The 24,459-nt window shown below is 68.0% G+C and carries 18 protein-coding genes; 14 read left to right on the top strand and 4 right to left on the bottom strand.

The window, feature by feature from the left end:
• Nucleotides 1-8: 8 nt before the first annotated feature.
• The 5 genes from AC07NF_RS09270 to AC07NF_RS09290 all read left to right on the top strand — a co-directional run bounded on the left by AC07NF_RS09270 (nucleotide 9) and on the right by AC07NF_RS09290 (nucleotide 6,078).
• On the top strand, nucleotides 9-1,823 hold the full coding sequence (locus AC07NF_RS09270; protein ID WP_494632067.1) for a methyl-accepting chemotaxis protein: 1,815 nt from the start codon (nucleotides 9-11) through the stop codon (nucleotides 1,821-1,823).
• Between the two features lie 49 nt (nucleotides 1,824-1,872).
• The gene (locus AC07NF_RS09275; protein WP_494632063.1) at nucleotides 1,873-3,561 is read left to right on the top strand and encodes a methyl-accepting chemotaxis protein; all 1,689 of its coding nucleotides are present in this window, start codon (nucleotides 1,873-1,875) and stop codon (nucleotides 3,559-3,561) included.
• Nucleotides 3,561-4,037, top strand: a complete 477-nt coding sequence (locus tag AC07NF_RS09280) for a chemotaxis protein CheW (protein ID WP_492814047.1) — start codon at nucleotides 3,561-3,563, stop codon at nucleotides 4,035-4,037. The genes AC07NF_RS09275 and AC07NF_RS09280 overlap by 1 nt, the downstream gene beginning before the upstream one ends.
• 71 nt (nucleotides 4,038-4,108) lie before the next feature.
• Nucleotides 4,109-4,969: a CheR family methyltransferase gene (locus tag AC07NF_RS09285; protein WP_494632060.1), complete on the top strand. Its 861-nt coding sequence runs from the start codon at nucleotides 4,109-4,111 to the stop codon at nucleotides 4,967-4,969.
• Between the two features lie 8 nt (nucleotides 4,970-4,977).
• On the top strand, nucleotides 4,978-6,078 hold the full coding sequence (locus AC07NF_RS09290) for a protein-glutamate methylesterase/protein-glutamine glutaminase (RefSeq protein ID WP_494632058.1): 1,101 nt from the start codon (nucleotides 4,978-4,980) through the stop codon (nucleotides 6,076-6,078).
• A gap of 103 nt (nucleotides 6,079-6,181) precedes the next feature.
• Here the strand turns inward: AC07NF_RS09290 and AC07NF_RS09295 are convergent, their stop codons facing one another.
• Together AC07NF_RS09295 and AC07NF_RS09300 are read right to left on the bottom strand one after the other, a co-directional pair.
• On the bottom strand, nucleotides 6,182-7,939 hold the full coding sequence (locus tag AC07NF_RS09295; RefSeq protein WP_492814053.1) for a hypothetical protein: 1,758 nt from the start codon (nucleotides 7,937-7,939) through the stop codon (nucleotides 6,182-6,184).
• Between the two features lie 94 nt (nucleotides 7,940-8,033).
• Nucleotides 8,034-9,971, bottom strand: coding sequence for an ATP-binding protein (locus tag AC07NF_RS09300; RefSeq protein ID WP_494632053.1), 1,938 nt, complete (start codon nucleotides 9,969-9,971; stop codon nucleotides 8,034-8,036).
• A gap of 118 nt (nucleotides 9,972-10,089) precedes the next feature.
• Between AC07NF_RS09300 and AC07NF_RS09305 the strand changes: the two genes are divergently transcribed.
• Together AC07NF_RS09305 and AC07NF_RS09310 are read left to right on the top strand one after the other, a co-directional pair.
• Complete coding sequence (locus tag AC07NF_RS09305) at nucleotides 10,090-10,392, top strand: DUF1244 domain-containing protein (RefSeq protein ID WP_454713927.1); 303 nt, start codon at nucleotides 10,090-10,092, stop codon at nucleotides 10,390-10,392.
• Nucleotides 10,389-11,729 (top strand): glycoside hydrolase family 27 protein, encoded by a 1,341-nt coding sequence (locus AC07NF_RS09310; protein WP_494632049.1) that lies wholly within the window; start codon nucleotides 10,389-10,391, stop codon nucleotides 11,727-11,729. The genes AC07NF_RS09305 and AC07NF_RS09310 overlap by 4 nt, the downstream gene beginning before the upstream one ends.
• On the opposite strand, the gene AC07NF_RS09315 is transcribed toward AC07NF_RS09310, so the two are convergent.
• Nucleotides 11,711-12,316: a DUF2306 domain-containing protein gene (locus tag AC07NF_RS09315; protein WP_494632048.1), complete on the bottom strand. Its 606-nt coding sequence runs from the start codon at nucleotides 12,314-12,316 to the stop codon at nucleotides 11,711-11,713. The genes AC07NF_RS09310 and AC07NF_RS09315 overlap by 19 nt on opposite strands.
• A gap of 105 nt (nucleotides 12,317-12,421) precedes the next feature.
• Here AC07NF_RS09315 and AC07NF_RS09320 point away from each other — a divergent pair, with 105 nt between their 5' ends.
• Nucleotides 12,422-13,180, top strand: coding sequence for a LytTR family DNA-binding domain-containing protein (locus AC07NF_RS09320; protein WP_494632046.1), 759 nt, complete (start codon nucleotides 12,422-12,424; stop codon nucleotides 13,178-13,180).
• Here AC07NF_RS09320 and AC07NF_RS09325 read toward each other — a convergent pair.
• On the bottom strand, nucleotides 13,177-14,190 hold the full coding sequence (locus AC07NF_RS09325) for a LacI family DNA-binding transcriptional regulator (RefSeq protein WP_492814064.1): 1,014 nt from the start codon (nucleotides 14,188-14,190) through the stop codon (nucleotides 13,177-13,179). The two genes, AC07NF_RS09320 and AC07NF_RS09325, sit on opposite strands and share 4 nt — an antisense overlap.
• Before the next feature lie 141 nt (nucleotides 14,191-14,331).
• On the opposite strand from AC07NF_RS09325, the gene AC07NF_RS09330 reads away from it, so the two are divergent.
• The 6 genes from AC07NF_RS09330 to AC07NF_RS09355 all read left to right on the top strand — a co-directional run bounded on the left by AC07NF_RS09330 (nucleotide 14,332) and on the right by AC07NF_RS09355 (nucleotide 24,427).
• Nucleotides 14,332-15,780 carry an MFS transporter gene (locus AC07NF_RS09330; RefSeq protein WP_494632151.1) on the top strand — a complete coding sequence of 483 codons (1,449 nt, stop codon included), beginning with the start codon at nucleotides 14,332-14,334 and terminating at the stop codon, nucleotides 15,778-15,780.
• Between the two features lie 466 nt (nucleotides 15,781-16,246).
• A complete protein-coding gene (locus AC07NF_RS09335; protein WP_494632043.1) occupies nucleotides 16,247-19,609 on the top strand; it encodes a TonB-dependent receptor in 3,363 nt (1,120 codons plus the stop codon).
• A gap of 58 nt (nucleotides 19,610-19,667) precedes the next feature.
• The gene (locus AC07NF_RS09340; RefSeq protein WP_494632040.1) at nucleotides 19,668-21,209 is read left to right on the top strand and encodes a tryptophan halogenase family protein; all 1,542 of its coding nucleotides are present in this window, start codon (nucleotides 19,668-19,670) and stop codon (nucleotides 21,207-21,209) included.
• On the top strand, nucleotides 21,206-22,681 hold the full coding sequence (locus AC07NF_RS09345) for a tryptophan 7-halogenase (RefSeq protein WP_494632039.1): 1,476 nt from the start codon (nucleotides 21,206-21,208) through the stop codon (nucleotides 22,679-22,681). The genes AC07NF_RS09340 and AC07NF_RS09345 overlap by 4 nt, the downstream gene beginning before the upstream one ends.
• Nucleotides 22,674-23,714, top strand: coding sequence for a cupin-like domain-containing protein (locus AC07NF_RS09350; protein WP_494632038.1), 1,041 nt, complete (start codon nucleotides 22,674-22,676; stop codon nucleotides 23,712-23,714). The genes AC07NF_RS09345 and AC07NF_RS09350 overlap by 8 nt, the downstream gene beginning before the upstream one ends.
• Nucleotides 23,711-24,427 carry a DUF6445 family protein gene (locus AC07NF_RS09355; RefSeq protein ID WP_494632037.1) on the top strand — a complete coding sequence of 239 codons (717 nt, stop codon included), beginning with the start codon at nucleotides 23,711-23,713 and terminating at the stop codon, nucleotides 24,425-24,427. Before AC07NF_RS09350 ends, AC07NF_RS09355 begins: the two co-directional genes overlap by 4 nt.
• Nucleotides 24,428-24,459: the final 32 nt, after the last annotated feature.

The raw sequence follows: 24,459 nt of genomic DNA on the forward strand, positions 1-24,459 counted from the left end.
ACCCAAAGATGCGCTTCACGATCAAACTCAAGCTCGGCCTGGCCTTCGGCCTCCTCATCGTCCTGATGACGGCCGCGACGCTGCTGGGCATCAGCTCGCTGAACAAGATCAACACGGCCCAGACCGAGATGATCGCCGGTCCGATGGCGCAACTTCAGCGCGCCCAGGCCGCCAATATCGCCCTGCTGCAGATCACCCGCGCCCAGAAGAACATGGCGCTGGCGACCGACAACGAGGAACTGCACAGCCAGAACGGCAAGGCCGACAAGCAGCGCAAGGTCGTCGAGGGTCTGATTACCGAAGGCCTGGCCAAGGCGTCGTCGGACGAGGCCAAGGCCAAGTGGAACGCGCTCGAGCAGGACTGGGAAGCCTACGCCGCCGTCGATCTGAAGCAGCGCGACGCCATGATGACGGGCCGCCGCGCCGAAGCCGTCACCATGATGTCGACCGTGCAGCGCCCGCTGACCAACGCCGTCACCCAGAAGGTCGACGACCTGGTCGCCTACAACACCCAGCAACTGCATGACGCCGACGAAGACGGCAACAAGACCTTCGCCGCGTCGCGCAACATCCTGATCGCCGTGCTGGTCGGTTCGCTGCTGATGGCCATCGCTGCCGCCGCCTGGATCTCGATCACGATCGGCAAGGGCCTGGGCAAGATCGCCAGCCTGGCCGACGCCGTCGCCCTGGGTGACCTGGACCAGCGCGTCAACGTCACGACTAACGACGAGATCAAGGACCTGGTCGAGACGGTCAATCGCATGACCGAGAACCTGCGCGCCACGGCCGCCGTGGCCGACAAGGTGGCCGACGGCGACCTGACCGTCGAAACCAAGCCGCTGTCGGACAAGGACACCCTGGGCATCGCGCTCGAACGCATGGTCGAGCGCCTGCGTGGCGTGGTCTCGGACGCCATCTCCGCCTCGGAGAACGTCTCGGCCGGCAGCCAGGAGCTGTCGTCGGCCTCGGAACAGGTCAGCCAGGGCGCCACCGAGCAGGCCTCGTCGGCCGAAGAGGCTTCGGCCTCGATGGAAGAGATGGCTGCCAACATCAAGCAGAACGCCGACAACGCCGCCCAGACCGAGAAGATCGCTCGTCAGTCGGCTCAGGACGCCGAAGCCTCGGGTGACGCCGTCAACCGCGCCGTCGACGCCATGCAGACGATCGCCGAGAAGATCGCGATCGTGCAGGAGATCGCTCGCCAGACCGACCTGCTGGCCCTCAACGCCGCCGTCGAGGCTGCTCGGGCCGGCGAGCACGGCCGCGGCTTCGCCGTCGTCGCCTCGGAAGTGCGCAAGCTGGCCGAGCGTTCGCAGACCGCCGCCACCGAGATCAGCGCCGTGTCTTCGAACACCGTCAAAGCCGCCCAGTCGGCCGGCGAGATGCTGACGACCCTGGTGCCGAACATCCGCAAGACCGCCGAACTGGTCAGCGAAATCAGCGCCGCCTGCCGCGAGCAGGACATCGGCGCCTCGCAGATCAACGAAGCCATCCAGCAGCTGGACAAGGTCACCCAACAGAACGCTTCGGCCTCGGAGCAGATGTCGGCGACCTCGGAAGAACTGGCCGCTCAGGCCGAAGAGCTGCAGACCTCGATCGCCTACTTCCGCCTGTCGAACGGCGGCTCGGCCAGCCGCAAGGCGGCAGCGGCTCCGGTAGTCCGCCTGCCGGCTCGCGCCGTCAAACCGGCCGCTGTCTCGAAGGTCCCGTCACGCAAGGCGCCGCGCGCCGTCGCCGCCCAGCAGGCTCGCGCCCAGGGTTTCGCCCTGGACCTGAGCCAGGGCGGTCCGGACGCCGACGACCGCGAATTCACTGAATACTAGCCCCCAAGTTTACTGACCCTCGACCCGCTCACGCCGAAGGATCCAGACCATGCGTTTCACGATCAAATTACAGCTCGGCCTGGCCTTCGGCCTGGTGATCGCCCTGCTTCTGACGGCCACCCTGTTCGGGGTGAACAGCCTGTCCTCGACCAACCGCGACATGAACGCGATGGTCGACGGCCCGGCCGTGCGCCTTCAGGCCGCGCAGGAGCTGAACATCCATCTGCTGAACATCGTCCGGTTCGAGAAGAACATGGTCCTGGTCGACACCGCCGAGGAGGTGAAGACCCTGGAAACGTCGGTCGACAAGGAGAAGAAGTCGTTCGAAGCCCTGCTGGCCAAGGCCGAGGGCCTGGCGACCGCCGAGGGCAAGCCCAAGTGGCAGTCGCTGGGCAGCGCCTTCGAGCGCCTGATCGCCGCGCATGACACGGTCTACGGCCTGGCCCTGACCAACAACGACGTGGCCGCCACCGCCGTGTCGATGGGCGAAGGCCGCAAGTCGGTCACCGAGGCCGCCGCCCAGGTGCAGGAACTGGTCGAGCTGTCGCAAGCCCAGCTGAACGCCGCCACCGACAAGGCCGACGCCGACTTCGAAAAGGTCCGCACCAGCCTGATCGTCCTGGCCGCCGTCTCGCTGCTGATCGCCGCCGCCGCCGCCGTCTACATCTCGACCATGGTCAGCAAAGGCCTGAACCGCGCTTCGGACGCCGTCCGCGCCGTGGCCGAGGGCGACCTGACCAAGACCATCGACATCACCACCAAGGACGAGATCGCCGACCTGCTGGGCCATGTGAACGTCATGATCGAACGCCTGCGCGGCGTGGTCTCGGACGCCATCTCGGCCTCGGAAAACGTCTCGGCCGGCAGCCAGGAACTCTCGGCCGCCTCGGAACAGGTGAGCCAGGGCGCCACCGAGCAGGCCTCGTCGGCCGAAGAGGCCTCGGCCTCGATGGAAGAGATGGCCGCCAACATCAAGCAGAACGCCGACAACGCCGCCCAGACCGAGAAGATCGCTCGTCAGTCGGCCCAGGACGCCGAGGCCTCGGGCCAGGCCGTAAACAAGGCCGTCGACGCCATGCAGACGATCGCCGAGAAGATCGGCATCGTGCAGGAGATCGCCCGCCAGACCGACCTGCTGGCCCTGAACGCCGCCGTCGAGGCTGCCCGCGCCGGTGAGCACGGCCGCGGCTTCGCCGTCGTCGCCTCGGAAGTGCGCAAGCTGGCTGAACGCTCGCAGACCGCCGCCGCCGAGATCAGCGCGGTGTCGTCCGACACCGTCAAGGCCGCCCAGTCGGCCGGCGAGATGCTGACCACCCTGGTGCCCAACATCCGCAAGACCGCCGAACTGGTCTCGGAAATCAGCGCCGCCTGCCGCGAGCAGGACATTGGCGCCAGCCAGATCAACGAAGCTATCCAGCAGCTGGACAAGGTCACCCAACAGAACGCTTCGGCTTCGGAGCAGATGTCGGCGACCTCGGAAGAGCTGGCCGCCCAGGCCGAAGAGCTGCAGACCTCGATCGCCTACTTCCGCACCAGCGCCAACGGCCACTCGGCTCCGCGTCGCCCGGCGGCTCGTCCCGCCGCCAAGCGTCCGGCCGCTCCGGTCGCCCGCAAGACGACCGCCGCCCCGACCCGCAACACGGTCGCCGCCCAGCAGGCCCGCGCCAACGGTTTCGCCCTGGACCTGACCAATGGCGGCCCGGACGCCGACGACGCCGACTTCCGCGAGTACGCCTGATGGCCAGCGCCGCTGATCTCCAGTTCGTCACGCTGGGCCTCGGCGCCGAGGTCTTCGCGGTTCCCGTCAGCCACGTGCGCGAGATCCTCGACTACCAGGCGCCGTTCGCCATCCCGGAAGGGCCCAACTACCTGATGGGCCTGACCGACGTGCGCGGCCGGGGCACCCCGACGATCGACCTGCGCATGAAGCTGGGCCTGCCGGCCATCCCGCCGGACGGCGCGACCCGCATCCTGGTGCTGGACGTGCCGCTGGAGGACCGCGAGCTGTCGCTGGGCCTGATCGCCGACCGCGTCATCGAGGTCGTGGCCTTCTCGGAAGCCCAGATCGAGGCCGCGCCGGACATCGGCGTGCCGTGGCGCTCGGAATACATCCGGGGCGTCGTGCGGCGGGAGAATGGCGGTTTCGTCGTGATCTTCGACCTGGCCCGCCTGCTGACCAGCCAGGACGCCGCCGCCCTCAGCCAGGCGGCCTGACGACCCCTTCGGCGGTCCAGAAAGGACCGTCCGTATTTTACGGCGCGTAGACGCCGCGAACGGAGAACCCCGTGTCGAGACAAGCCGCCGTCGCGCTTCAGGCGAACGAAATCGAACAACTCAGCGCCCGCAATTTCCAGCGGCTGGCGACGTTCATCCAGGACTACAGCGGCATCAAGATGCCGGCCAACAAGCGCACCATGCTGGAAGGCCGCCTGCGCCGCCGCATGCGCGCCACCCGGATCGGCGACGTCAACGAGTACTGCCGCTTCCTGTTCGACGAGGATGGCCTGGCGTCCGAGACGATCCACCTGATCGACGCGGTGACGACCAACAAGACCGAGTTCTTCCGCGAGCCGGCTCACTTTGATTTCATGATCGCCAAGGGCCTGCCCGCCCTGGCCGCCAAGGGCAAGCGCGAGATCAAGATCTGGAGCTCGGCCTGCTCGACCGGCGCCGAGCCCTACACGATCGCCATGGTCATGGACGAGTTCTGCGAGAAGCAGCGCGGCGTCGACTATTCGATCCTGTGCACCGACATCTGCACCGAGGTGCTGGACCAGGCCATCGCCGGCCGCTTCGCCGAGGCGATGATCGAGCCGGTGTCCATGGCCCGCCGCCAGCGCTATGTGATGCGCTCGCGCGACGCGGGCTCGCATGAGGTGCGGATCAAGCCAGACCTGCGCAGCAAGCTGTCGTTCGCCCGTCTGAACCTGATGGACGACGCCTATCCGATCGAGAACGACCTCGACATCATCTTCTGCCGCAACATCCTGATCTATTTCGACAAGCCCACCCAGGCCAAGGTGCTCAAGCGCCTGTGCAACCATCTGGCTCCTGGCGGGTATCTGTTCCTGGGCCACTCTGAATCGATCGTTGGCATCGACCTGCCGGTCGTCCAGATCGCCAACACCGTGTTCCAGAAGCGGTAGGAGCCTGCATGGTCGTGGCCCGGAAGATCCGAGTTCTGATCATCGACGATTCCGCCACCGTGCGGCAGACCCTGGCCTCGATCCTGTCGGAGGATCCGCAGATCGAGGTGCTGGGCGTGGCGTCCGATCCCTTCGTGGCCGCGCGCCGGATCGCCGAAGAGATCCCCGACGTCATCACCCTGGACGTCGAGATGCCGCGCATGGACGGCATCACCTTCCTGCGCAAGCTGATGGCCCAGCGGCCGATCCCGGTGGTGATGTGCTCGTCCCTGACCGAGGCGGGGTCCGAGACCCTGCTGCAGGCCCTGGAAGCCGGCGCGGTCGACATCATCCTGAAGCCCAAGATGGGCGTCGCCGACCACCTGCTGGAATCCAAGATCCGCATCTGCGACGCGGTGAAGGCCGCGGCCGGCGCCAAGATCGCCGGCTCTAAGCGGGTGATCCCGCAGATTCCGCGTCCGGACCACGAGCCGCAGAAGAAGCTGACCGCCGACGCGATGCTGCCGCCGCCTGTGGCGACCCGGGCCATGGCGCGCACGACGGAGTCGATCATCTGCATCGGCGCCTCGACGGGCGGCACCGAAGCCCTGCGTGTGTTGCTGGAAGGCCTGCCGCCGGACTCGCCGGGCGTGGTCATCGTCCAGCACATGCCCGAGAAGTTCACCGCCTCGTTCGCCAAGCGCCTGGACAGCCTGTGCGCGGTTGAAGTGAAGGAAGCCGAGGACGGCGACACCGTCCGTCGCGGCCGGGTGCTGATCGCGCCGGGCAACAAGCACACCCTGCTGGAGCGCAGCGGCGCCCGCTACTACGTCACGGTCAAGGACGGCCCGCTGGTCTCGCGCCACCGGCCTTCGGTCGACGTGCTGTTCCGCTCGGCCACCCGCTCGGCCGGCTCCAACGCAGTCGGCGTGATCATGACCGGCATGGGCGACGACGGCGCGAAGGGCATGTCCGAGATGAAGGCGGCGGGGGCGTTCACCCTGGCGCAGGACGAGGCTACGTCGGTGGTGTTCGGCATGCCGAAGGAAGCGATCGCTCTGGGGTGCGTGGATCGGGTGGTGCCGCTGCAGAACCTGGCGACCGAGATGCTGCGGGCGGCGGACCGGTAGGGGCCGAAACCTCGTCCTTCGACAAGCTCAGGATGAGGTTTCTACTGCTAGCGCGTCAAAGGTAGTCCTCATCCTGAGCTTGTCGAAGGACGAGGACGGGCCCTCAGAATAGCAGGTCGTCATCCTCGACGACGTCCGCCGTCTCAACCTCGACCGCAGCCTCACCCAACCCCTCGGTCAGCGCGCGGTGAACCTCGCGTTCCTGGGCCATGGTGTACTGCTTGGCCAGCTTGTCGCTCAGCGGACGCAGGGCTGGGGCGATGTCGCCGGTCTCGATGTGGTCGTCGCCGGCCATGTCCAGCAGCTGGTTGGCGGCGGCGTCCAGCACCGAGCCGATCTGCTTGTGGAAGTCGAAGCGCTGGCTGGCGCGGCGCAGCATGTCGACGACCTCGGCGCCTTGGCGGGCCACGGCGGTGAGGGCGGTTTCGACGCCGTCGCCGGCCTTGCCGATGCGGGTGACCGCGTCGCTCAGCACGTTGGCGGCCGCGGCGGCCTTGCCGTCTTCGCTGCCCTGCGCGGCTTCGCGCTGGCCCAGGGCCTCGGCGGCGTTGAACAGGCCTTCCAGCGCGCTGGTCGTGTGGGCGGCGGATTTTTCCAGGTGGATGGCGTGCTGGCGCAGCTCGATGGCGATGACGCCCAGCGGCTTGCCGGTCTCGCCGATGCGGCTGCACTTCAGCGTGGTGTTCAGCGCCATCATCTGCACGTCGGCGCGGATGTTCTGGATGCCAGCGATCCGTTCCGACAGGTCGCGGGCCGAGACGGCGGCCGAGCGGCTGACGTCCTCGGCGGCCTGCTCGCCGGCGGTCATGTCGCCGACCAGTTCCAGGGCCTGGCCGACATTGCCTTCCAGGTTGCGCAGGAAGTTGGTGTCCTTGCCGTCGGTCTGGCCCGAGGCCAGGTCGCGCAGGCGCAGCAGTTCGGTCGCGTCGGCGGCCATGCCGATGACGTTCTGGCCGATGCGCGAGACGTCGCGGTGGAAGTCCTCGGCCGTCGCCACCAACTGGGCGCCCAGCAGGCGGTGGACGAAGGCGTGGGCGCGAGCGCGAGGCTCGGCGTCCAGGGCGGCGATTTCGGCGCTGTCGTCCAGATACTTCAGGCCCGCCTGAACGTGTTCGATCCGCTGGCGGGTGATGTCTCCGATCTGCAGGGCCGCAAGACCCGAGCCGACCTTCTTCTGGACGTCACGCGCCAGGCTGGCCACGCTCTGGGCGACCTCGGCGATCTTGGCGTGGTGGTCGGCGATGGCGCCGGCGCTGGCGGTCAGGGCGTCGGGCACGGCCGGCAGCAGGGCCACGCAGTCGCGGGCCAGGTCGTGCTCGTGGGTCAGGGCCCCGCGCAGGGTGTGGTCCAGACCGGCCAGCTCGCCGGCGAAGGCGTCCAGCTGAGTGCGGCCCAGGTCGATGCAGTCGTAGATCTCCTGGGCGAAGATCGCGAACTCCGGCCCGGCGGCGGCGATGCCGCCCGAGGTGATCTTGATGTTGATGGCGAAGACCCGGAGATAGGCCAGGTGCTGGCGCATCTCCTCGATGCAGGCGCCCAGGCGGTCGCCGAACTTGACCAGCTCGCTGACCCGCTCGCGGCGGGCGCCCAGGCTGTCGGGCAGGGACTTCAGGGACTCGGCGGCGCGGGCCAGGTCGGCGGTGGTGCTGGACACCGTGTCGGCGTCCAGATTGCCGCGCATGCTGTCCAGGCCCGCGATCAGGGCGCTGACGCCGTCGACCGCGCGCGACAGGACGTCGCCGGCCTCCAGGAAGCGGCTTTCGACCACCTGACGGGCGGACTCCAGGCGCTGGCTGATCCGCGCGCCTTCGCCGGACGCCGCCGTGGTCTGGGAGACCGTCGCTTCTGCTGACAAGCCCATGAATTCGCCGATTGTTTTTCGTGATCTCCACTATCGCGCGGGATGTGCGAAGGCGGGGTAAAGATCAGCGAAAAATTTAGGCGTTTCAGGTGTTTCAGGCGCTGATCGCGGTGTCCTGATCATTGTCGGCGCGGACGTCCATCGCCTCGCCGATGGCGGCGAACAGGGCGGCGCTGGTGATCGGTTTCTGCAGATGGACGTCGGCCCCGGCCTCGCGGCTGGCCTGGACGTGTTCAGGCCGTGCATTGGCCGTCAGCATGATGATCGGCGCGCGCGGCGAGCCTCGCGAGGCTTCCAGCGCGCGGATCTGTCGGACCGCCTCCAGGCCGTCCATGACCGGCATCTGCATGTCCATCAGCACGAGGTCGGGCGGGGACAGGCCGTACATCTCGACCGCTTCCTGGCCGTTCTCGACCGAGACGATGTCGGCGACGTCGGCCAGCATCAGCTCGACGACCTTGCGGTTGGTCGGATGGTCGTCGGCGACCAGCACACGCGGCGCGCCGGAGGGGGCCGCGGCGACCTCGTCGACCTGAGGCGCACTGTCGGCGCAGGGCGTTAGCGGCAGGGAGAACCAGAACGACGAACCGACGTCGGGCGTGCTGTCGCAATCCAGCGCGCCGCCCATCAGCTCGATCAGCTCGCGCGAGATGGCCAGGCCCAGGCCGGTGCCGCCGAAGCGACGGGTGAACGAGACGTCAGCCTGCTGGAAGCGCTCGCAGATCCGGGCCTTGGTGGCCTCGTCGAAACCGATGCCGGTGTCGGTGACCGTGAAGCGGGTGCGGCCGTCGTCGTCCAGGGTCACGGCCAGCGAGACCTCGCCGCGGTCGGTGAACTTGACGGCGTTGCTGAGCAGGTTGGTCAGCACCTGGCGCAGGCGGGCGCTGTCGCCGGTGACGGCCCGGTCGACGCCGACCTCGACCGCCACGCTCATGCGCACGCCCTTTTCGTCGGCGCGCAGGGCGCACAGCGCGGCGACTGAGCGTGCCATGTCGCCCAGCTCGAACGGCGCGGTCTCGACCAGCATCTGGCCGGCCTCGATGCGGACCAGGTCCAGCACGTCCGACAGCAAGCGTTCAAGACTGCGGCCCGAGGCCGAGATGATGTCGACCAGCTCGCGGGCGCGCGGATCGGTGGAAACCTTCGACAGCAGGTCCGCGCCGGCGATGATGCCGTTCAACGGGGTGCGAATCTCGTGGCTCATATTGGCCAGGAAGGCGCTCTTGGCCTGGCTGGCCTGTTCGGCTTCGTCCAGCGCGGCGCGCAGGGCGACGGCCGCGGCGCGCCGGGCGGTGATGTCCTCGCCCAGGGTGATCATGTGGCGCGCGCCGACGTCGTCGTAGGTCGCCAGGGTCTTGATCAGCAGGTGGCGGGTCTCGCCGCCGATCTCGATGGCTTCCTCCAGCACCTGCATCTCGCCATTGCGCAGGACGGCGGCTTCGATCGTGTGGGTGCGTTCGGCGCGGGCGGCGGGCAGGACCTCGTCGACGGTCTTGCCGATGGCCTCGTCGGCGACCAGGTCCAGGACGTCCTCGGCGGCGCGGTTGATCAGGACGTAGCGCTGGTCCTCGACGTTCTTGACGGTCAGGGGCAGCGGTAGCAGCTGCAGGACGGTGCGCAGGAAGCCTTGGGTTTCCACCTCTTCGGTCACGTCGCGGGCGGTGGCCAGCAGGCGGACGATGTTGCCCTGCGCGTCGCGCATCGGCGCGATGGTGGTGTCGGAATAGACCCGCGCCTTGGATACCCCGCCCAGGAAGGCGCGGAAGCGGGCGACCGTGCCCTCGGCGGCCAGGTTGAACGAGCGGTCCAGCGAGAAGCGGCTTTCCTCGGGCCACAGGGCGCGCCAGTCGGCGGCGACGCCCGAGGGTTCTCCGAACAGGGCCAGGGCCTTCTGGTTGGCGTGTTCGACGTGGCCGTCGGTGCGCAGGATCCAGGCGCTGTCCTGGTTGGCTTCGAGCAGGCTCAGATAGCCGTAGGCGCAGGTCGAGTCTGAAGTCGTTTTGGAATCGAATTCAGAATCTGGTTGCGACATGAAGTCCCGTGACCTCCGGTCCAGCATAGGCGCACGGCGGGCTGAAAAGACCGTTAAGTGTTGAAGGCGACACGACAGCTGTTCACAGTCGCCGTCTCCGAATCCGGTAGGACCTCGCATGACCGACATCGACGACCGTATCGCCGCGGCGGCCTTCCGCCGCCTGGTCGAGCACCTGCGGATGCGGACCGACGCCCAGAATGTCGACCTGATGGGCCTGGCCGGGTTCTGTCGCAACTGCCTGGGCGACTGGGTCAGTGAGGCGTCGGATGGCGCTCTGACCAAGGAGGCCGGGCGCGAGGCCGTCTATGGCATGCCGATGTCCGAGTGGAAGGCCAACCACCAGACGCCGGCGACGCCCGAGCAACTGGCGCGCATGGACGAGAGCGTGGCGCTGAACAAGAAGCTGCGGGGCGAATGATGAGCGGGCCGAGCCGTCGCGGGATCCTCGGCGGCTCGGCCGCCTTGGCGCTGGCGAGCGGCGCGACCGCCGCGCCGAAGAAGAAGACCCCACTGCTGGCTCCGACTCCGCCGATGGGCTGGAACAGCTGGAACAGCTTCGCCACCACGATCAACGAGGCCCAGACCGTTGAGACCGCCGGGATCATGGCCCGCGAGCTGCTGCCGGCCGGCTACGACATCCTGACGGTCGACATCCAGTGGTACGAGCCCGGCGCCAGCAGCTACGAATACGCCAAGGCGCCCGTCCCGACGATGGACGACCACGGCCGCCTGCTGCCCGCGCCCAACCGTTTCCCGTCCAGCGCCGGTGGCCAGGGCTTCAAGCCGCTGGCCGACAAGGTCCACGCGCTGGGCCTGCGGTTCGGCGTCCACCTGATGCGCGGCGCGCCCCGCCTGGCGGTCGAGCGCGGGCTGAAGGTGCTGGGGACGTCCACCCCGATCGCGGACATCGTCGACAAGCGCAGCGTCTGCTCCTGGAATCCCGACATGTACGGGGTCGATATGAGCAAGGCCGGCGCCCAGGCCTATTACGACAGCGTCTTTGCCCTCCTGGCCTCGTGGGGCGTGGACTTCGTCAAGGTCGACGATCTCTCGCGGCCCTATGACGCCCACGCGGCCGAGATCGAGGCGATCCACCGCGCCATCGGTCGTTCGGTCCGGCCGATGATCCTCAGCATGTCGCCGGGCGAGACCCCGGTGATCCGTGGCGCCCACGCCAAGCAGCACGCCCAGATGTGGCGGATCTCCGACGACTTCTGGGACGACTGGAAGATGCTGGACGTCCAGTTCACCCGGCTGGAAAACTGGTCGCCCTTTATCGGCGACGGCGGCTGGCCCGACGCCGACATGCTGCCGCTGGGCCGCCTGGCCTTGGGCGAGCGCGACACCAGGTTCACGACCGACGAACAGCGCACCCTGATGAGCCTGTGGTCGATCGCCCGCTCGCCGCTGATCATGGGCGGGGATCTGCGCCATCTGGACGCCGCGACCAAGGCCCTGCTGACCAATCCGGAAGTCATCGCGGTCAACCAGGCCTCGAGCGGCAACCGCCCGCATTTCGTCGAGGATGGCGTCCGCGTCTGGACCGCCAAGGCGGCGAACGGCGACGACTACCTGGCGCTCTTCAACACCGGCGGCAAGCCGCGCGAGGTCGGCGTGGACCTGAAGGCGGTGGGCCTGCCGACCTCGGTCGCGGTGCGCGATCTGTGGAGCCGCAGCGAGACGGGCAGGGCAGCCGGACGCTTCGCCGTCCCGCTGCCGCCGCACGGCGCGGGGCTCTACCGCCTGCGCAGATAGACCTCGGCGATCAGCAGGTTCGGGACCCAGCACAGGAACGAGATCGCGCGGTACCAGGGCAGGAACGGCAGGTCGAGCACCAGCACCGCCGGCAGGTAGAGCCGCAGGGTGACCGCCGCCAGGGTCAGGGCCCAGGAGCGGATCATCCAGCGGCGATGCGCGTCGAAGCGCCCCTGCAACGCTGCCCGCCAGCCTAGGAGGTTCACGGTGATCCAGATAATCGCCAGGCTGCCAAAGCCCGCCGAGGCGATCGGTCCGGCCGAGGAGCCCGGCGCCAGGATCAGGCCCGCCATGCCGCCGACCAGGCAGCCCAGCACATAGGTCCGGCCGATCCAGCGATGGGCGCCGGCTTGGCGCAGCACGGGCAGGAACTGCAACGACCCCAACACCAGGGCGGTGACCCCACCGGCGATGTGGACGACCAGCCAAGGAACGCCCAGCGGATTGCCCAGGGCCTGCTTCGGCGTCGTCGGCGGGTGCAACAGGTACCGCGCGGAATAGGCGGCGATACCCAGGCAGAGCAGGGCGGCCAGCAGCCAGAAAGCGCGGGTGGGCCAGCGGATCGGGGTCAGGGTGGCGGTGGTCAAGGCGGGTCCTCGGCGTGATCTCGCCGAACGTCGTTGCGGCGATCGCCTCGGCTCGCTAGGCCTTGCTTCGCGAACGGCGCCATGGCTGCGCGAATGGGATCGGGGATGGCGGAGAGCACCAGCGCGAGGCGGCAGTGGGCGGTCGACCTGGCGGTGCTGGTCGCCATCGGCCTGCTGATGGGCTTCCTCGGACCCTACGGCACGGTGCACATGCCGGCCGTGCCGGGCTACGTCTATTGGATGGCTTGCATGGTCGGCAGCGGTCTGATCGGCATCGTGCTGGATCACCTGCTGGCAAGGCGTCTGACTCACACCTGGCCGCGTGTGGCCCTGGTGACAGCGCTGATGACCCCGCTGTGCGTGCTGCTGGTGATGACCAACGCGGTGGTCATCTTCCACGACCGGTACAGCTGGGCCGGGTTCTGGAGGCTGCTGCCGCAGGTCTGGCCGATCGCCCTGGCGGTGATGGCCGTGCGCGCCCTGGTCTGGCGGCCCAGGCCCCATCGCGTCGAGACCCGCACCGTCGTCGAACCGCCTCTACCCGAGGCCGAAGCCGCCTTCCGCAAGCGTCTGTCGGCCAAGCGCCGCAGCGCTCGCCTGATCGCCGTCGAGGCCCACGACCACTACCTCAAGGTCCACACCGACGCTGGCGAGGAGTTGGTCACCCTGCGTTTCGCCGACGCCCTGGACGAACTGGCCAAGGTCCACGGCTGGCGCGTCCACCGCTCCTGGTGGATCGCCGCCGAAGCCGTCGAGAGCGTGCGCTGGCGGCGCGGCGCCGGCGAGGCGCGCCTCGCTGGCGGCCTGGAGGCGCCGGTCAGCCGGACCTATGCGCCCGTGTTGAAAGCGGCGGGCTGGTTCTAACCCCCGCACGACTCCCGCACGATCAGGTCCGTCGGCAGGGTCTCCGGTCCGTGGTCGCCGTCCTGGTCCAGGATGCGCGAGACCAGCAGGCGGCCAGCTTTCGAGGTGTCCTGCTTGATGGTGCTGAGGGCGGGGGTCGAGAGGCGGCTCAGCAGCATGTCGTCATAGCCGACGACCGAGACGTCTTCGGGCGCGCGCAGCCCGGCCTTCTGTAAGGCGCGGATGGCGCCCAGGGCGATCAGGTCGGACGAGGCGAAGATGGCGTCGAAGGTCGCACCCCGGCGCAGCAGGCGACTGACGGCGGCCTCGGCCGACTCCATCTCGAAATCGACCGGCAGCACCAGGGACGGCTCGGGCTCGAGGCCGCTTTCGCGCAGGGCGTCCAGATAACCTTCGCGGCGCTGGGTGGCTTCGGGATGGGTCTCGCCCAGGAACACGATCTTCTTGCGGCCCAGGCGGGCCAGGTGGAGGGTCGCGCGGCGGCCGCCCAGGAAATTGTCCGAGCCGATCGAGCAGTACTTCTGGCCGGGCAGCTGGGCGCCCCAGACCACGAAGCGGGCGTCGGTGGCGGCCAGCTGGTTGAAGGCCTCGTGCAGGTCGCCTTGGCCCAGGAAGATCGTGCCGTTGGCCCGGCTGGCGGTGACGGCCAGATAGAGGTCGTCATAGCTGGCGGGCGCGGTATGGCTGACGGTGAAGTCGCAGCCGCGATCGCGGGCCGCCTCGCCGATATTGGCCAGCAGCTCCAGGAAGAACGGGTGCGACAGCGGCAGCGGGCGGCCGTGGGTGCGCGGCAGGACGATGGCGATCGCCCCCTCGGCCCCGATCGGGGCGGCGGGCATGTAGCGGCGGAACGAGTAGCCGCGCTCCTTGGCCAGAGCCCAGATCTTCTGCTTGGTCTTGGTGCTGATCGAGTGGTGATCGTTCAGCGCTCGCGACACCGTCGAGACGGACACCCCGGCGATCGCCGCCAGGTCTTCAAGCGTGATGTTGTTGCTGTTATCGTCGGCCATTGAGCCCTAGCTAACAAAAATAGGGCCGTAAGGCCGGGGGATAAGGAAGCTTTGCCAGGAGAGCCGCAAGACCTTGCGGGCGTGGCCTCGGCCGCGTCGCCGCCGGCCAAGGCCCGCCTGAGCTTCCTTCAGATCTGGAACATGTGCTGCGGCCTGTTCGGCGTGCAGATCGTCTGGGGTCTGCAGAACGTCAACACCAGCCGGATCTTCCAGACCCTGGGCGCGGACGTCAACGAACTGGCCATCCTGTGGATCGCCGCGCCCATCACGGGCCTCTTGGTGCAGCCGGTCATCGGCCATCTGAGCGATCGGACCTGGGGGCGGCTGGGCCGTCGCCGGCCCTATCTGCTGTACGGGTCGATCGTGACCGCCATCGCCCTGGTGCTGATGCCCAACGCGCCGACCGTGGTCACCGCGAGTCTCGCCCTGTGGCTGCTGACCGCCTCGATCAATGTCGCCATGGAGCCGTTCCGGGCCTTCGTCGCCGACAGCCTGCCCGATGAGCAGCGCACCGCCGGCTTCGCCATGCAGGTATTCTTCATCGGGGCGGGGGCGGTGTTTGCTTCGGCCCTGCCGTGGCTGCTGTCCCACGGTTTCGGCATGTCGAGCCAGGCCGCGCCCGGCGTCCTGCCGCCGTCCGTGCACGCGGCCTTCTATGTCGGGGCCGCCGGCCTGATGGCCGCGGTGCTGTGGACCGTGTTCACCACCAGCGAGACCCCGCCCGAGCGCCTGGCCTCGGGCGCGCCGGCCATTCCTGCCCGCACGCCGTCGCCGGAGACGGTGGTCTGGATGCGCAACAGCGGCCTGATGTGGATCGCCGGCGCGGCCATCGTCGGTCTCTGCGCCTTCCTCGGCCATTGGGGGCGCGAGATCTATGTGCTGGCGATCATGGGCGTGATCTTCGGCGCGGCCCAGCTGGCGACCAGCTGGCAGCGCGGCCGGGGGCGGACCTCGGTGGGCCTGCTGGAAGTGGTCGAGGACATCGTCCACATGCCGGAGGTGCTGAAGCGCCTGGCGGTGGTCCAGTTCTTCACCTGGTTTGGCCTGTTCGCCCTGTGGATCTACGCCACGCCGGCCGTGACCGCCCGCCACTACGACACCGTCGACACCGCCTCGGCCGCCTACAATGCGGGGGCCGACTGGGTGGGGGTGCTGTTCGCCGGCTACAATGGCGTCGCGGCCCTGGCGGCCCTGGCCTTGCCGCTGCTGGCCCGCCGGGTGGGACGTCCCGCCAGCCACGCCATCTGCCTCGCTTTGGGCGCGGCGGGCTTCGCCGGCTTCGTGCTGATCGACGATCCGGTGCTGTTGTGGATCCCGATCGTCGGCATCGGCCTGGCCTGGGCGTCGATCATGTCGGCCCCCTACGCCATGCTCTCCAGCGCGGTGCCGCCGGGCAAGATGGGCGTCTATATGGGAATCCATAACCTGTTCCTGGTGATCCCCCAGATGGTGGCCGCGACCCTGCTGGGACCGCTGGTCGCCCGCGTGCTGGGCGGCCAGGCGATCCTGGCCCTGGCCCTGGCTGGCGGCGCCTTCGCCATCGCCGCCGTGCTGGCCCTGACCGTGCGCGACCACGCCGAGCGCGGCTGATCGCGTTCGGCGCTCTGGCGCGGCGTTGCGCAGGATTGCGGTGAGTCCCTTCATCAAGCGGCACTATCGGCTTCACGCAAAATTTGCGCAACCATTTTGCGTAACGCTGGTCTCAAGGCCTTGCTGGGCAAGGGATTTGCACGACTTTGCGCGGCTTTTTGCGTAAATTTCCGTAACGCCGCTATTGCAACTGACGCAAATTGGCGCAAAAACAACGCAACACGAGAGCGCGGCGGTCCACGGCGATCGCCAAGAATTGCGCAAAAATTGCGTAAATCTCTCGCGGGGGAAACGAAGGAGGGAACGGCGCCGCAGGGCGTCTGTCCGGCTGGCGAGCACGAAGCGCGGCCCGGATCATCGACATCACAAGACCAATACGCTCGGCCCGATCGGTGGGACCGGTGCGAGGCGAACACAAACGACCCGCGGTTCAGGCGCGGGCGCAAAGACGTTAGGGAGCAGAGGGATGAGGAAGTTCGATTTCGGCCCAGGCCGGAAGACTGTCCTGCGGGGGACTGTATCGCTGGTGGCGCTGGCCGCCATGGGCATGGCCGGCACGGCCTACGCGCAAGCGACCGCCAAGAGCGATCCGGCCGACACCGTCGACGAGGTCGTCGTGGTGGGCGTGCGCAAGTCGCTGGAGACGGCGCAGAACATCAAGAAGAATTCCGACACGGTGGTCGACTCGATCACCGCGACCGACATCGGGGCCTTCCCCGACAAGTCCGTGGCCGAGGCGCTGCAGCGCGTGCCCGGCATCACCGTCTCGCGCCTGCAGTCCAGCGACGACAGCTCGCACTTCTCGGCCGAGCCGGCCAGCGTGCTGATCCGCGGCCTGACCCAGGTGCGCACCGAGTTCAACGGCCGTGACAGCTTCTCGGCCGACGCCAATCGCGGCCTGAACTTCAACGACATCTCGCCCGAGCTGATGGCCGGCGTCGACAGCTACAAGAACCAGACGGCCGAGATGATCGAGGGCGGCATCGCCGGCACGGTCAACCTGCGCACCCGTCTGCCGTTCGACAGCAAGGACCAGGTGATCTCGCTCACCGGCAAGGCCAACTACGGCGACAAGTCCGAGAAGGTCACCTACGAATATTCGGGCATCATCACCAAAAACTGGGACACCAGCATCGGCCGCGTCGGCCTGATGGCCAACTACGCCAACTCGCACGTCCTGACCCAGACCGAGGGCGTGGTCATGCAGCGCCTGGGCACGTTCTGCTCGGCCGGCTACCAGGACGCTTCGGGCAAGCCCATCGTCAAGTCGGACGGCACCATCGCCTGTACGGCCAACCCGTATGGCGGCTCTAGCTGGGTGTTCATCCCCGACCAGGTCAACTATTCGCAGGTCGTCTACGACCGTAAGCGCCACGGCACCGCGCTGGCCTTCCAGTACGAGAACAACGAAGGCAACGTTCGTTTCACGGCCCAGTACAACGACAGCTACTACAAGAACGCCTGGCTTGAGCGCAGCGTGAACGTGGTGGGCTTTGGCCTGTGGGCCTCGCCGGCCTTCTCGCCGCAGACCACGGCCTTCCTGGCCCCGGCGGCCGGCACCTCGCCCTTCACCTTCGGCGCCGACGGCATGCTGACCTCGGGCACCATCACCCAGCCGACCGGCGACTGGGGCGGCAGCACGGCCGACAACATCGCGCGCGGCTCGGCCGTCGCGGGCCTGCCGTTCGTCAACTACTGCGGGGCCGGCGCGACCTGCGCCACCCAGCGCCAGGGCCTCTACATCGAGAACCAGGCCCGCAACTTCAATCACTCGGAGGGGACCAAGGACTTCTCGATGCATCTCGACTGGGATGTCAGCGAGAACCTGAAGACCAGCTTCGACAGCCAGTACATCAAGGCCGACACCAACAACTACGACATCCTGGTCGCCAACCGCACGATGGCCGACGCCAAGTACGCGGTGAACAAGGACGGCACGCCGCAGATCACCCTGCTGCCGGGCTCGAACGTCAACTACGCGCCGGGCGGCCTGGCCAACCCGCACAACTACTGGATCCCGTTCATCCAGGACCACTACGAGGACAACGACGCCAAGGAACTGGCCCTGCGCGCCGACGCCGAATACAGCTTCGGCGGGGGCGGCTGGCTGAACTCGCTGAAGGTCGGCGTGCGTTACGCCGACCGGAAACAGAACGTCCGCTACTCGACCTACAACTGGTCGCCGGTGGCCGCGCCGTGGAACTGCAACGGCCCGGGCTTCAACATCGACAACACCACGCCCACCCCGTACCCGGCCGCCTGCGGTCGCACCGACACCTTCAAGGGCTACGGCGCGGGTATCTGGACCTCGACCGGTCTGGACGACTTCTACAACGGTAAGGTCTTCCCGAACGGCGACCTGGTGTTCCTGAGCAAGGACACGCTGGCCGACCACGACGGGCTGATCAAGGCGCTGTCGGGCAAGACCACCAACTCGCCCATGCAGTGGACCCCGCTGTGCGAGCGCACGACCAACACCGAGGGCTGCTTCATCCCGCCCGAGATGCTGAAGGTGCAGGAGAAGACCCAGGCCGCCTACGCCATGCTGCGCTTCGGTGGTGACGACAAGACGATCGGCGGCATGACCGTCCAGGGCAATGTCGGCATCCGCTTCGTGCGCACCGACGTCCAGAGCTCGGGCGGCGTCGCCTTCCCGGTCAACACCTGGTACACGACCGCCGCCGCGATCCCGTGCGGCACGCCGCTGTCGGGCAACAACGTCACCAACATCTCGTGCTGGCTGAAGCCCGAGCTGCTGGCCTTCTCGAACGGCGGCTCGTCGCTGAACGAGTACGGCCAGAAGCACGACAACTGGCTGCCCAGCTTCAACGTCCGCTTCGGCCTGACCGACAAGCAGTTCGTCCGCTTCGCCGCCTCGCGCGCGCTATCGCGTCCGGACTTTGGCCTGCTGCGCAACTATGTCGGCGTCCAAAGCCCGGCCATCAACACCGGCCCGGACTCGCCGTACATCATCTGGAACGACCCGAACGCGCCGCACACCGCGGCCAACGTCAAGGGCTATAACTTCCAGTTCAACGCGGACTCCGGCTATGCGGCGCTCAAGCCGATCACAGCCGATCAGTTCGACGTCACCTACGAGAACTACTTCACGCCTTCGAGCTCGTTCACGGTGGCGGCGTTCTACAAGAAGCTGAACGGCAGCATCGCCTATGGCGAGTTCCTGCGCTCGTTCACCAACAACGGCTCGACCCAGAACGTGCTGGTGCGTGGCCCGCGTAACGGCAATGGCGGCGGCGAGCTGAAGGGCTTCGAGGTCTCGTACCAGAGCTTCTTCGACTTCCTGCCGGGCCTGTGGAGCGGCCTGGGCGTGCAGGCCAACTGGACGCACACTAAGCAGTCGGGGATCAGCAACTCCAACCTGGCCAACCAACCCGGCTACGCGGCCGGCGGCACCGTCGCCTTCGGCGGCGGCCTGCAGGTCAACGGCCAGGTCATGGACAGCCACCGCCTCGCCGGCATCTCGGACAACGCCTACAACATCGTGGGCCTGTACGAGAAAGGCCCGATCGCGATGCGCCTGGCCTACAACTGGCGGTCCAAGTTCCTGACCAACAACCTCGACTGCTGCATCGGCATGCCGATCTACCAGAAGGCCGCCGGCTATCTGGACGGCTCGATCCGCTGGTCGGTCAACGACAAGGTCGAGGTGTCGATGGAAGCCTCGAACCTGCTCAACACCACCTCGGTGTTCCAGCAGCAGGTGTTCGGCGACAGCGGCCTGACACCCAACGCCAAGCCGGTCGTCAAGGACACGGGTTGGATCCGCAACGATCGCCGTATCCAGTTCGGCGTCCGCGTGAAGTACTAGTCTAGAGGAACGGCGCCGCGATCACCGTCGCGGCGCCGGACCCATTCGAGGTCCGGCCATGCGGGCAGACACCTTCAAAGTCGTCATCGTCGGCGGAGGCACGGCGGGATGGATGTGCGCGGCCGGCATGTCGCGGCTTCTGGACCCGCGCGACTATGCCATCACCCTGGTCGAGTCCGACGAGATCGCGACGGTGGGCGTGGGTGAAGCCACTCTACCGCACATCAAGACCTTCAATGACATGCTGGGCATCGACGAAGTCGAGTTCCTGCGTGAGACCCAAGGCACGTTCAAGCTCGGCATCGAGTTCCGCAACTGGGGCAAGCCGGGCGACCTCTATCACCACCCGTTCGGCACGTTCGGCGAGCCTTGGGCCGGGGTCGACTTCCAGCATCACTGGGCGCGCGCCAAGCTGGCCGGTCTCGAGCCGGCGCCGCTGCAGGCCTATTCGTACGCCGTGGTCGCGGCCCGCGCGAACGCCTTCGAGTTTCCGAACGAGGATCAAAAGTCGATCCGCTCGACCTATGCCTACGCCTATCACTTCGACGCCGGCCTCTATGCGGCCTATCTGCGGCGGTGGTCGACCGCCCGGGGCGTGACGCGGATCGAGGGCCTGGTCACTGACATCGCCCAGGACGGCGAGCGCGGCGATGTCACCGCCATCACCCTGCGGTCCGGACAGCGCATCGAGGGCGACCTTTTCATCGACTGCTCGGGGTTCCGCTCGCTGCTGCTGGGCGGGAAGATGGGCGCCGAGTGGGAGGACTGGACCAAGTGGCTGCCGTGCGACCGCGCCCTGGCCGTGCCGTGCGGCCGCGCTGGCGACTTTTCCCCCTACACCCGCTCCACCGCCCAGGAGGGTGGCTGGATCTGGCGCATTCCGCTGCAGCATCGCACGGGCAATGGCTACGTGTTTTCCAGTGCCTTCATGGACGAGGAACGGGCCCGCGACACCCTGCTGGCCCAGCTGGACGCGCCGGCCCAGATGGAGCCGAAGCTGCTGCGTTTCGCCGCCGGTCGTCGCAAGTCGGGCTGGACCCGCAATGTCGTGGCCATGGGCCTGGCGAGCGGTTTCCTGGAGCCGCTGGAGAGCACCAGCATCTTCCTGATCCAGGCGGCGGTGGTCGACCTGATCAACCTGATGCCGACCAAGCGTACCGGCCTGGATCCGCGCCTGTCGGCTGAGTTCAACCGCCTGTTCGAGATCCAGTACGACCGGATCCGCGACTTCCTGATCCTGCACTACCGTCTGAACCAGCATCACGGCCAGCCGCTGTGGGACCACGTGCGGACCATGGAGATCCCCGCCAGCCTGGAAGAGAAGCTGGCTCTGTGGGAGGGCCGCGCCGGCCTGCCGGACTACAAGTACGGTCTGTTCTCGCGCGACAGCTGGCTGTCGGTGCTGGAAGGGCAGGGGCTGACGCCGCGCGCCTATGACCGCCTGGCCGAGACCATGCCGCTGGACGTGCTGGGCGCCAAGCTCGCCGACTTGAAGACGCGGATCGACACGAACGTGGCGGCGATGAGCTCGCACGCCGACTTCATCGCCCGCTATGCGCCGGGAGCGGCCGAGGCGCCGCGAAAGGCGGTCGCCCAATGAGCGCCGCGCCCAAGTCCGTTGTGGTTGTGGGCCGCGACGCCCCGCTGTGGCTGTCCGCCGCCGTGCTGCGCGCCGCGCTGCAGCCGGCCGGTGTGGCGGTCACGGCGGTCGAGCTGCCCAGCCGCCTGACCGCCGCCAGCGTCCACGCGACCCTGCCGGCGCTGGAGGCTCTTCACAATCTGCTGGGCCTGGACGAGTCGGCGCTGCTGCGCAGCGTCGGCGGGACGTTCTCGCTGGGCGGCAACTTCACTGACCTGACCGGCCAGGCGGGAAGCTTCTTCCACGCCCATGGCGCCCATGGCGCGCCGATAGACGGGCGGGACTTCTTTCCGTTCTGGCTGAAGGCGCGAGGCTTGGGCCTCAATGCCGCCTTCGCCGACTTCTCGCTGATGGCCGCCGCCGCCAAGCATGGCCGCTTCGTGATGCCGGACGAGGAGACCGAAGTCTTCGGCCGCGCCGACTACGGCTATCACCTGCCGGCTCTGGCCTATGCCGGGGCGCTGAAGAGCTTGGCCGTCCGCCGCGGCGTCGAGGCCTATCAGGCGCTGGACGTCACGGTCGAACGCACCGAGGCCGGCGATGTCACCGCCCTTGGCATTGGCGAAGGCCGCCGCGTGATCGGCGACCTCTTCATCGACGTCGAAGGCCTGATCGACAGCCCGCGCGAGGCCTGGAGTTTCCCGGCCGACCGCGTCCTGACCGCCCTGGCCCCGGCCTTCCCGTCGATCCCGGCCTATGCCGAGACCCGCGCCTGGGCGCGTGGCTGGACGGCGCTGTATCCGGCCCAGACCGCCACCCACATCGTCCAGGTTTATGCTTCGGATCTGTGTACGGACGAAGAAGCGCTGCAGGCGGCCAGCGCCGCCTCGGGCCTGCCGATCCGGGAAGCCTCGGTGCGCGCCTTCGCCCCCGGTCGCAGCCTGTCGGCCTGGGACCGCAACGTCGTCGCCATCGGCGAGGCGGCCTGCGTGTTCGATCCGCTGCACGGCGTCGACCTGCATGCGGTGCAGATGGGTCTCGTTCAACTGTTGGCCCTGTTCCCTGTCTCCGGTGACTGGCGATACGAGCAGGGCGCCTACAACAAGGCCGTGGCCGAGCAGTTCGAGCGGGTGCGCGACTTCCAGCAGCTGCACTATGCGGTGAACGGCTACGGCGCCTCGGACTTCTGGATCCGCGCCCGCCAGGCGCCGGTGTCGACCGAGCTGGCCCAGCGCATCGCCCTGTTCCGCGCGCGGGGCGAGATCGCGCCGTTCGAGCACGACAGCTTCTCTCATGACAGCTGGCGGGCGGTGTTCGTCGGCCATGGCGTCACGCCCGACAGCCACGCCCCGATGATCGACGCGACTTCGCCTGAGCTGATGAAGCACGAGTTCCGACGCATCCTGACCTTCATCAAGGACCAGGTCGAACGCCAGCCGACCCACGACCTCTATCTGGAGAGCTTCTGCGGCCGGGAGCCTGTCCATGGATAGCGGCCTGGCCATCGATCCGGCCCTGAGCCTGGAGGCCCTGCCGCGCGTGGCCGCCGTCGCCGCGCCGAGCCCGGAAGGCTTCGAGCGCATCATCGCGGCCGAGGCGCCGGTGGTGATCAAGGGCCTGGTCGACACTTGGCCCGCTCTGGCCGCTGGCCGCTCGCCGGGGACCATGAACGCCTATCTCAAGGCCATGGACAGCGGCCTGCCGGGCCCGGTCATGGAGGCTCCGGCCAGCACCAATGGCTGGTACGCCTACGGCCCAGACCTGCGTGAGTTCAGTTTCTCCAAGCGCAACGCCGGCATCAGCCAGACCCTGGACCGCATCGAGGCGTTGCTGGGCAAGAAGGACGCGCCTTTCGTGGCCATCCAGATGCTGCCGCTGGCCACGCACATGCCCGAGTTCGTGCGCCAGAACCCGATGCCGCTGGTCTCGCCCAAGGTCATGCCGCGCCTGTGGGTTGGCGGATCGCTGCGGACCCAGACCCACAACGACCGCGACCACAACTTGGCCTGCGTGCTCTCGGGCCGCCGCCGCTTCGTGCTCTATCCGCCCGAGCAGGTGTCGAACCTCTATGTCGGCCCGCTGGAGAACCCGCCGCCGCTGTCGCTGGTCGATCCGGAAGCGCCGGATCTCGCAAAGTTCCCGAAGTACCGCGACGCCTACGCCGCCGCGCGCGTGGCGTGGCTGGAGCCCGGTGACGCGCTCTTCATGCCCAAGCACTGGTGGCACCACGTCACTTCGCTCGAGCCCTACAACGCCATGGTCAACTACTGGTGGGGCGACACGGCCGTGGGCCTGGAACGGCCGGTCGACGTTTTCCAGATCGCCCTGCTGGCCCTGAAGGACCTGCCCGAGGGCGAGAAAGCCTACTGGCGCGAGATGTTCGCGACCTATGTCTTCGGCGACCGGGGCGAGGCGACGGCGCACATCCCCGAGGCCCTGCGTGGTGCGCTCGGGACCCTGAGCCCCACCCAGCGCAACGCCCTGAAGCAGCAGCTGAAGATGGCCGTGCTGAGGTCGCCGACATGACCGTCGCGACCGCCGTCAAACCCCTGATGCTGGGGCCAAACATCAGCGTTCGCCTGCGCAAGATCGGCCAGGAGCAGCAACCGCTGCTGATCGTCGACGACGTGCTGGCCGACCCATGGGCCATGGTCGACGCCGCCCGCGCCGCCGACTTCTACCGCCCGCCGCACACCAACTATCCGGGCCTCAACGCCAACCTGCCCGAGGCCTACTACCGCACCGTGGTCACGGCCTTGCGCGGACCGATCGAGGCGGCGTTCGGTGTCTCGGCCAGTGCGGTGTTGAAGTTTTTCGGCTTCTTCGCCCTGGCCACCACGCCGGCCTCGGCCGCCACGCCGGTGCAGACGCTTCCGCACCTGGACGGGCCGGATCCCAGCCGCCTGGCCATGGTCCACTACTTCTGCCAAGGCGACTTCGGCGGCACCGGCTTCTTCCGCCATCAGGCCACCGGCTTTGAGTCCGTCGACGCTAGCCGCACGGACGCCTACGCAACGGCTCTCAAGGCCGAGTTGACCCACGAGCGCCGCGCCTTCGCTGGCGCCGACACGCCCGGCTACGAGCTGATCGAAGCGGTCGAGCCCGTCTTCAACCGACTGATCCTCTACCGAGGCCACGTCCTCCACGCCGGCCTCCTGGGCCAAGGCCGTGGCGCGGCCGATCCCGCTGCGGGCCGGCTGACGGCCAATGGCTTCATCGAGGCGGTCGACACCGGATAGCGCCCGCCCAGTACCCCCTTGTCCGATCTTCG

The organism is Caulobacter sp. GW821-FHT10A06 (genome assembly GCF_059415805.1).

Bases quoted from the DNA above. Each gene is read 5' to 3' on its own strand.
- AC07NF_RS09270 (WP_494632067.1), top strand. From the start codon at position 9: ATGCGCTTCACGATCAAACTCAAGCTCGGCCTGGCCTTCGGCCTCCTC.
- AC07NF_RS09275 (WP_494632063.1), top strand. From the start codon at position 1,873: ATGCGTTTCACGATCAAATTACAGCTCGGCCTGGCCTTCGGCCTGGTG.
- AC07NF_RS09280 (WP_492814047.1), top strand. From the start codon at position 3,561: ATGGCCAGCGCCGCTGATCTCCAGTTCGTCACGCTGGGCCTCGGCGCC.
- AC07NF_RS09290 (WP_494632058.1), top strand. From the start codon at position 4,978: ATGGTCGTGGCCCGGAAGATCCGAGTTCTGATCATCGACGATTCCGCC.
- AC07NF_RS09295 (WP_492814053.1), bottom strand. From the start codon at position 7,939: ATGGGCTTGTCAGCAGAAGCGACGGTCTCCCAGACCACGGCGGCGTCC.
- AC07NF_RS09300 (WP_494632053.1), bottom strand. From the start codon at position 9,971: ATGTCGCAACCAGATTCTGAATTCGATTCCAAAACGACTTCAGACTCG.
- AC07NF_RS09305 (WP_454713927.1), top strand. From the start codon at position 10,090: ATGACCGACATCGACGACCGTATCGCCGCGGCGGCCTTCCGCCGCCTG.
- AC07NF_RS09310 (WP_494632049.1), top strand. From the start codon at position 10,389: ATGATGAGCGGGCCGAGCCGTCGCGGGATCCTCGGCGGCTCGGCCGCC.
- AC07NF_RS09320 (WP_494632046.1), top strand. From the start codon at position 12,422: ATGGCGGAGAGCACCAGCGCGAGGCGGCAGTGGGCGGTCGACCTGGCG.
- AC07NF_RS09325 (WP_492814064.1), bottom strand. From the start codon at position 14,190: ATGGCCGACGATAACAGCAACAACATCACGCTTGAAGACCTGGCGGCG.
- AC07NF_RS09330 (WP_494632151.1), top strand. From the start codon at position 14,332: ATGTGCTGCGGCCTGTTCGGCGTGCAGATCGTCTGGGGTCTGCAGAAC.
- AC07NF_RS09335 (WP_494632043.1), top strand. From the start codon at position 16,247: ATGAGGAAGTTCGATTTCGGCCCAGGCCGGAAGACTGTCCTGCGGGGG.
- AC07NF_RS09340 (WP_494632040.1), top strand. From the start codon at position 19,668: ATGCGGGCAGACACCTTCAAAGTCGTCATCGTCGGCGGAGGCACGGCG.
- AC07NF_RS09345 (WP_494632039.1), top strand. From the start codon at position 21,206: ATGAGCGCCGCGCCCAAGTCCGTTGTGGTTGTGGGCCGCGACGCCCCG.
- AC07NF_RS09350 (WP_494632038.1), top strand. From the start codon at position 22,674: ATGGATAGCGGCCTGGCCATCGATCCGGCCCTGAGCCTGGAGGCCCTG.
- AC07NF_RS09355 (WP_494632037.1), top strand. From the start codon at position 23,711: ATGACCGTCGCGACCGCCGTCAAACCCCTGATGCTGGGGCCAAACATC.